15 protein-coding genes and 1 pseudogene are annotated in these 5862 nt (G+C 66.8%); all 16 read left to right on the plus strand.

Annotated features, from left to right (window positions below):
* Window positions 1–37 precede the first annotated feature (37 nt).
* A complete protein-coding gene (locus BEMPMBAN_RS29720; RefSeq protein WP_159235054.1) occupies window positions 38–529 on the plus strand; it encodes a hypothetical protein in 492 nt (163 codons plus the stop codon).
* Window positions 526–879: a flagellar hook-length control protein gene (locus tag BEMPMBAN_RS29725; RefSeq protein WP_159235055.1), complete on the plus strand. Its 354-nt coding sequence runs from the start codon at window positions 526–528 to the stop codon at window positions 877–879. Before BEMPMBAN_RS29720 ends, BEMPMBAN_RS29725 begins: the two co-directional genes overlap by 4 nt.
* Window positions 876–1238: a hypothetical protein gene (locus BEMPMBAN_RS29730; protein ID WP_159235056.1), complete on the plus strand. Its 363-nt coding sequence runs from the start codon at window positions 876–878 to the stop codon at window positions 1236–1238. The genes BEMPMBAN_RS29725 and BEMPMBAN_RS29730 overlap by 4 nt, the downstream gene beginning before the upstream one ends.
* Window positions 1235–1369 (plus strand): hypothetical protein, encoded by a 135-nt coding sequence (locus BEMPMBAN_RS32995; RefSeq protein WP_272952263.1) that lies wholly within the window; start codon window positions 1235–1237, stop codon window positions 1367–1369. Before BEMPMBAN_RS29730 ends, BEMPMBAN_RS32995 begins: the two co-directional genes overlap by 4 nt.
* A 148-nt stretch (window positions 1370–1517) precedes the next feature.
* Window positions 1518–1760: a hypothetical protein gene (locus BEMPMBAN_RS29735; protein ID WP_159235057.1), complete on the plus strand. Its 243-nt coding sequence runs from the start codon at window positions 1518–1520 to the stop codon at window positions 1758–1760.
* Window positions 1761–1799: 39 nt separating this feature from the next.
* On the plus strand, window positions 1800–2072 hold the full coding sequence (locus BEMPMBAN_RS29740; protein ID WP_159235058.1) for a hypothetical protein: 273 nt from the start codon (window positions 1800–1802) through the stop codon (window positions 2070–2072).
* A complete protein-coding gene (locus BEMPMBAN_RS29745; RefSeq protein WP_159235059.1) occupies window positions 2069–2320 on the plus strand; it encodes a hypothetical protein in 252 nt (83 codons plus the stop codon). Before BEMPMBAN_RS29740 ends, BEMPMBAN_RS29745 begins: the two co-directional genes overlap by 4 nt.
* Window positions 2317–2571: a hypothetical protein gene (locus BEMPMBAN_RS29750; RefSeq protein WP_159235060.1), complete on the plus strand. Its 255-nt coding sequence runs from the start codon at window positions 2317–2319 to the stop codon at window positions 2569–2571. The genes BEMPMBAN_RS29745 and BEMPMBAN_RS29750 overlap by 4 nt, the downstream gene beginning before the upstream one ends.
* Window positions 2568–2924, plus strand: coding sequence for a hypothetical protein (locus tag BEMPMBAN_RS29755; RefSeq protein WP_159235061.1), 357 nt, complete (start codon window positions 2568–2570; stop codon window positions 2922–2924). The genes BEMPMBAN_RS29750 and BEMPMBAN_RS29755 overlap by 4 nt, the downstream gene beginning before the upstream one ends.
* A 154-nt stretch (window positions 2925–3078) precedes the next feature.
* On the plus strand, window positions 3079–3486 hold the full coding sequence (locus BEMPMBAN_RS29760; protein ID WP_159235062.1) for a hypothetical protein: 408 nt from the start codon (window positions 3079–3081) through the stop codon (window positions 3484–3486).
* Window positions 3483–4085 (plus strand): recombinase family protein, encoded by a 603-nt coding sequence (locus tag BEMPMBAN_RS29765; RefSeq protein WP_159235063.1) that lies wholly within the window; start codon window positions 3483–3485, stop codon window positions 4083–4085. Before BEMPMBAN_RS29760 ends, BEMPMBAN_RS29765 begins: the two co-directional genes overlap by 4 nt.
* A 1-nt stretch (window position 4086) precedes the next feature.
* Window positions 4087–4425: a hypothetical protein gene (locus BEMPMBAN_RS29770; RefSeq protein WP_159235064.1), complete on the plus strand. Its 339-nt coding sequence runs from the start codon at window positions 4087–4089 to the stop codon at window positions 4423–4425.
* On the plus strand, window positions 4422–4610 hold the full coding sequence (locus tag BEMPMBAN_RS29775; RefSeq protein ID WP_159235065.1) for a hypothetical protein: 189 nt from the start codon (window positions 4422–4424) through the stop codon (window positions 4608–4610). Before BEMPMBAN_RS29770 ends, BEMPMBAN_RS29775 begins: the two co-directional genes overlap by 4 nt.
* Window positions 4603–4782, plus strand: a complete 180-nt coding sequence (locus BEMPMBAN_RS29780; RefSeq protein WP_159235066.1) for a hypothetical protein — start codon at window positions 4603–4605, stop codon at window positions 4780–4782. The genes BEMPMBAN_RS29775 and BEMPMBAN_RS29780 overlap by 8 nt, the downstream gene beginning before the upstream one ends.
* A complete protein-coding gene (locus BEMPMBAN_RS29785; protein WP_159235067.1) occupies window positions 4772–5167 on the plus strand; it encodes a hypothetical protein in 396 nt (131 codons plus the stop codon). Before BEMPMBAN_RS29780 ends, BEMPMBAN_RS29785 begins: the two co-directional genes overlap by 11 nt.
* A 278-nt stretch (window positions 5168–5445) precedes the next feature.
* Window positions 5446–5862 (plus strand): annotated as a pseudogene (locus BEMPMBAN_RS29790) (terminase large subunit domain-containing protein); the annotation flags it as partial.

A 5862-nucleotide genomic window follows, 5' to 3' on the forward strand; every position in this document is an offset into this window, starting at 1 on the left:
CCCCCCACCTGCACCCAACCAACCCAAAATCACCAACATGCCCCCCACAGGACCCCGCGCCGACGCCCGGGCACGCGCCGAGGCAGCGCTCCGCCTCAAGTGCCGAGGCCGCACATGGCAAGAAATCGCCGACGAGCTCGGCTTCAAAAGCCGCAGCTCAGCGCTCCATGCGGTCAAGCGGCTGATGCTGCGCGAGCCACCCGAGGACGTCCTCGCGGCCCGAACATTCACCACCGGCGCCTACCGCCAGGTCACCGCCGCGCTGTTCGACAGCCTCGAAGCCGCCAAGAAAGCCCAGGACCACGAGGCGGTCGTGTCGATCTCCCGAGCCATCGCGTACGTCCAGGACAAGAACGCTCGCCTGACCGGCCAGCAGATCCCGGTGGCGCAGGAGGTCGACGTGAACGTTCAGGTCCATTCGACGACGCACGCGGTGATCGATCAGGCCGAGCGGGATCTGTTGGCGATCGTCGGTGGCCGCCAGGGGCAGTTGCCGGTGCTCGATGCCGAGTTGGTCGACGCGCCGTGAGCAGTCCGACGGAGTTGGCGATCAAGGCGGCGCTGGGTGTGGCCCGGGAGGTCGCGGAGGGCACGCTGGCGCCGGCCGTGTTGGACGCGGAGGTGGTCGAGCAGTGCCGGGGTCTGGTGGGTCAGGTGATCGGCCCGGGCGACGCGCTGTGGGGCCTGCAGTGCGAGGTGGCGCGTGGGGTGTTGGCGGCGGGTGGTGTGCCGGCGGATGAGTTGGCGGAGTGGCTGGCGGTCCAGCGCCAGGGTGAGAATGCCCCGTGCGGTGCCCGGAATGGCGTTCCAACGAACGAACAGGTCGCCGCCGAACAGCGCAAGGCGAATGCCCCAGAATCGACAGGAGACGGCCAGTGAGCGAAACGGGCTACCCGCCGCCGGATGACAGCGACCCAGACGACGACGATTCGGGTCAGCGATACCTCGATCAGCTCGCCGCCGAGCTCGAATCGGCAGGCGAGTACGGCACCCCCGAGTGGCGGGTAGCGCGCGATCAGCAGATGCGCCGACTGCGGCACTTCGGATGGACTCCAGCGGACCTGGCCGACCACTACCGGATCGCCCGCTCCACCGTGCTCGCGGCACTGTCTCGCTCCTCAGGCACGACTGAGCGGTCGTGGCAGGTGCGTGTCACCGCCGATCGTCGACAGTTGGCGTCGCTGCGCGAGTTCCTTGACGAGCGTGGCATCCGCCACACCATCAGCGAGATCGCGTGACGATCGAGCCTGTCCCGGCGTTCTACGCGCACTGCGACGAGTGCGGCGCCACCGTCGTGGGCTCGGAGGCGGATGTGGCGGCGTGGTCGACGGGGCATGACTGCCCGGAGCCGGGGTGCGCCATCCTCTGAGTGGTGTCGCAATTCTTTAGCAAAGCGACGCGCAGACGGTGGGCGCTGTTGGCGAGTGCGAGCTGGGCGGATGGGTTCGCATAAGTCGCCGCAAAATAGTTCACGCAAAACCTAGCGTTCTGCTACTTCTGCGACTATGGTCAGAGGTATGAACAAGCCAGCCGCCATCACTGGCATCTACCGCCCCGGCGGCCCAACGCATACGCAGTGGCTGAAAGACCTTCACGCCGTCAACAAGGTCATCGCCGACAACGACGCGCTCGTCCACGATCCCGAGGACGACTGGACGGGCGTCGACCCGTCGAGGCTGCCCACCGGCGTCGCTGACCACTACTCGAACCTCGTCCAGCTCGGCTACTGGCACGGCTGGATCAACGCTTCCGCTGCCTGACGGTTTCAGGCGCCCAACCAGTCCCGAGGGGGAATCTCAATGCTCACCATCCATCGCGCTCTGTTCGCCAGCGGCCTTGTGCTGGGGGCGGCGTTCGGCGTTCCGGCCGGCGGGGTGCTCGTCGCGTCCGCCCAGGCCGCGCCTGTCGTCCAGGAGGACGACCCCGGCTGGGACTGCCGAACGATGGGCGACCGTGTGTGCGGGCCCACCAACGCGCAGGGCGTGGCGGCTGGGCTGTACCGCGACGGCGCACTGGTGTCCGCGTGGGACCCGGCTTGGTACGGGCACCCCGAGCTGGTGCCGGCGTCATGAGCCAGTTCCGGATCATCGGCGTGGCGTGTGACGCGTACAGCCGGTGGAACAACGATGGGGATCGTTTCGACACGTACGGTCCCAACGCGGTAGGTGAGGACTGCGGCGAGGAGTTCACGTTGATGGGTGGCGCGACGTTCACGGATGTCGTTCGTGACGCGAAGCGGGAGGGGTGGACGGTGAAGGGTAAGGGGCGTAGTCGGGTCTATCTATGTGCTGCTCATCGCGACGCGAAGGCCACGCAATGAGCGCCGATGATCCAGGCCGGGCCGTCCCCGAGGTGGGGGCGGCCTCGCCGCGTCCAGGCCGGACGTATGCCGTCCAGTTCACCGAGCTCGCGCTGCAGCAGGGCGGCAAGACGCTGTGGACCCTCCACCAGTGCGGGAAGTGCGCCGCCCTCGTGGTCGAGGACGGGAAGCAGGCACACGCCAACTGGCATGCGCAGGCTCGCAGCGAAATCATGATGGCGTCGATGGGGTTCGGAGGTCTGGGGCTGTGAACGCTTCGCGTCTGCAGGACGTGCTCGACGCTCACTTGAACGAGGGGCTCGGTGCGCACACGTGGGAGTGCTCTTGCGGCGTCACAGACCAGGATGAGCGCGACATGACGCACGGTGAGCATCAGGCGGCGGTGTGGCGTGCCGCGTGCACGATCCACTCGGTGGCGCTGCGCGACGCGCTGTCTGTCGGGTCGGTCGTGGTCTACGAAGATGAGCGGGCCGTGTTCAAATCGCTGCCGAGGCCGGGGGTTCAGTCTCCGGCGTGGATTCAGCCAGGTAGCCGATACGAGTCGACGGCGGATGAGGTGCCGTTGCCGGCGCTTCTGTTGTGGTCCCCGGATTGGAGCGAGTGATGAACGTTGACGCAAAGCGGTGGTTGGAGGCGTCGCACTGTGTCCGATCTGTGTTGGACGAGTGGTTCACTGATGCGGGCTACGGAGACTGGATTACGGCGAGCGTGTTGTCGGAGCGCATCGCTGATCGGCTGGATCAGGAAGGCCGTTTGTCGTGAGCGATGTGGTGGAGCGTGCGAAGGCCGCGCTGGAGGAGTTCGAGTCGGCGCGCGCCGCTGACCATGCTGTGCAGGAGCCGATCTGCGATACCGCGGCGGCGGGGATGGAGTTGGCCGCTGTGGTGCCGGAGTTAGTGGCTGAGGTGGAGCGGTTGCGGGGTGTTTTGATCGATCGGGTGGTGGCTGATCATCGGGCGGAGCGGGGGGTGCGGCCGGTTCCGGTTGAGGGTCGTGTGTGGCTGTACCGGTCGTCGGTGGATGGCGCGGAGGTGTTGGTGCGGTGGGAGTTGGATGGTTGGGAGACGGCGGATCCGGGGTTGCCTTCGCGTTGGTATACGCAGGATTCGTCGCTGCTGGAGTGGCCGGGGCGGTTCACTGAGCTCGAGTCGGGGTTTCCGCGGTGACCGGGCAGCTGCTCGGGTATGCGCGGGTCAGTACGGGGCATCAGTCGTTGGATCAGCAGCATGACGCGCTCGGCCAGGCGGGTGTCGCGCGGTTTTTCGATGACAAGCTGAGCGGCTCGAGCACGCGGTCTGAGCGGCCGGGGTTGGCGGCGTTGCTGGAGTACGCCCGTGAGGGGGACGTGATCGTCGTGGCGGGGATTGATCGGCTTGGGAGGAACGCGGCTGAGGTGATGTTGACGATCCGGGATCTCGGGGCGCGGGGCATCGTGATCCGCAGCTTGCGGGAAGGTATCGACACGTCGAACGCGACGGGGCGGATGATCGCCGGCGTCCTGGCGTCGCTCGCGGAGTTGGAGCTCGAGCTTGGGCGTGAGCGTCGTGCGGCGTCTCGGGAGGCGCGGCGTGCTCGTGGTCAGCATGTGGGGCGGCCGCGGGTGTTGACGTTGTCGCAGCGGGAGACGGTGGTGGCGGAGGCTGCGCGGGGTAAGCCGGTGGCGGAGATCGCGAAGGACTTTCGGGTGGGGCGGGACACGGTGTATCGGGTGTTGCGCCAGGCTGAGGACCGGGACGAGGTCGGGGGTTCGGGTGACGATGGGTGACATGGCTCTGATGGAGTTCCGCACTGATGATGATCGGCATGTGGTGACGGCTGTGGGTGATCCCGCTTTGCCGGTGGAGTATCGCCGGCTGACCGATGTGGATGGGACGTGGCATTCCTGGGTTCAGGGCGGGCGTGTTGTGGCGGAGTGGTTGGAGGTGCGGCTCGGGGGTCGTGATGAGATTGATGATCGGTTCTGGGCGGCGGTGAATCGTGAGCGGGACGCGATCGCTGAGGATGTGTCGCGGGTGCGGGATCGGAAGGTGTTCTGGCTGGGTGTGGTCGCGGGGTTGATGTCTGCGGCGTTGGTGTTGCTGCTGCTGGGGATCGTGCTGCTGTGAGTGTCCTGGAGTGGCTGGGTGTCCTGGTGGTTCTGGGCGTTGTGTTCTGCTGCGGTTGGGTGTCGGCGGTGTGGTTTTTGGCGCGTCATCCGCGGGTTGTGTTGGAGGCGTTGCGGCGGGCTCAGGAGCGGGCTGAGGTGGCGCGGTTGGAGCGGTTGATGGGTGAGGAGGGCCGGCATGGCTGAGGACGGTAGGCCGCATCTGGTGCCGTGTGTGTGCACGGTGGATTCGCGTACGGGTGCGGTGGTGGATTATGACTGCGGCCGGGCGATCGATGATGGGCGGCCCGGTGTCTGCGGCTGGGTCTGTGTCGTCGTCGACGTCGACGTCGCGTCCGGTGCGGGAGTTGAGCGATGATCAGCGGGCTGAGTTTGAGCGGTTGCGTGAGTTGTCTGCGCGGTTGCGTGAGGGGCAGGTGGTGGTGCCGGAGTCGTTCACTGCGGCGGTCGATCAACAGTTGAGGGCCGAGCACGCGCGTCGGGAGTCTGTGGCGCGGGAGGCATTGACCGAGTTGGTGCGTCAGACGTTGGTCGCGTCGATGCGGGACCAGTCGGCGGAGCATGCGGGTTTTTCGGCGGAGAGCACGGCTCGGCGGGAGTTGTGGTCGGTGCGCGGTGTTTTGGATACGCAGGATGCGGCGGACGCGGTGGTCGGGGTGTTCGTGGAGTGGCTGCGGGAGGTGCCGGAGCGTCCGGTGTCGGGTCCGTGGGCTTCGTGGGGCGGCGACGGGGTCGGCCCGTGATCGTGTGTAGCGGGGTGTCTCGGTGTGGGCGCTGCGGCGGGTATCTGTTCGCAGATGAGGGGCTGCCGGGATGGTTGAACACAGTTCGGGCTTGGTGCTGGCGGGTTGCTCACCGGTTGACGAATTGCCGTTCGGAGCCTCTGCGGGTTCAGTGCCCTGTTGAGGGGTGTTTCTGGCTGGTGTTGTCGCGCGGCGAATCGCCGGCGCCGGCGATGGCAGCGCATTTACGTGAGGTGCACGAGGCCGTGTGATCACCCGCTACTGACACGCTTCTGATCGTGGATCCGGTTCGGGTGTTGTGCGCGGCGCGGGCTGTGGCTGCGGCGAGGCTGCAGCGTAGGCCGGGGTCGCCGGCGGCGCTCGCGGCGTTTCTGGATCCGAAGTTCCGTGTGACGCCCACGATCAAGCTGCTCAGCGATTTGGCGGTGCGGTCGGTGACGCAGGCTGAGCAGCGCGACGTCGTGTCGTGCCCGCCGAGGACTGGAAAGTCGAAGTTGTTGGCTGTGTGGCTGCCGCTGTGGGCGTTGATGCGTAACCCCGACATGGAGATCATGGTGATCTCGAATGGGGATGATCTGGCGCAGAAGCATTCCCGTCAGGCCCGTGAAATCTTGAAGGAACACAGCGACTTTCTGGGGTTCCGGTTGGCGGCGGATAAGACGGCGGTGGGGCGTTGGAATGTGGAGGGCCGGGCG

The organism is Mycolicibacterium austroafricanum, assembly GCF_902705885.1.
Classification (GTDB): Bacteria; Actinomycetota; Actinomycetes; order Mycobacteriales; family Mycobacteriaceae; genus Mycobacterium; species Mycobacterium vanbaalenii_A.

What these genes read in the sequence shown, in the direction of transcription:
- BEMPMBAN_RS29720 (WP_159235054.1), top strand. Translation starts at nt 38, where the DNA reads ATGCCCCCCACAGGACCCCGCGCCGACGCCCGGGCACGCGCCGAGGCA.
- BEMPMBAN_RS29735 (WP_159235057.1), top strand. Translation starts at nt 1,518, where the DNA reads ATGAACAAGCCAGCCGCCATCACTGGCATCTACCGCCCCGGCGGCCCA.
- BEMPMBAN_RS29740 (WP_159235058.1), top strand. Translation starts at nt 1,800, where the DNA reads ATGCTCACCATCCATCGCGCTCTGTTCGCCAGCGGCCTTGTGCTGGGG.
- BEMPMBAN_RS29745 (WP_159235059.1), top strand. Translation starts at nt 2,069, where the DNA reads ATGAGCCAGTTCCGGATCATCGGCGTGGCGTGTGACGCGTACAGCCGG.
- BEMPMBAN_RS29750 (WP_159235060.1), top strand. Translation starts at nt 2,317, where the DNA reads ATGAGCGCCGATGATCCAGGCCGGGCCGTCCCCGAGGTGGGGGCGGCC.
- BEMPMBAN_RS29770 (WP_159235064.1), top strand. Translation starts at nt 4,087, where the DNA reads ATGGCTCTGATGGAGTTCCGCACTGATGATGATCGGCATGTGGTGACG.
- BEMPMBAN_RS29780 (WP_159235066.1), top strand. Translation starts at nt 4,603, where the DNA reads ATGGCTGAGGACGGTAGGCCGCATCTGGTGCCGTGTGTGTGCACGGTG.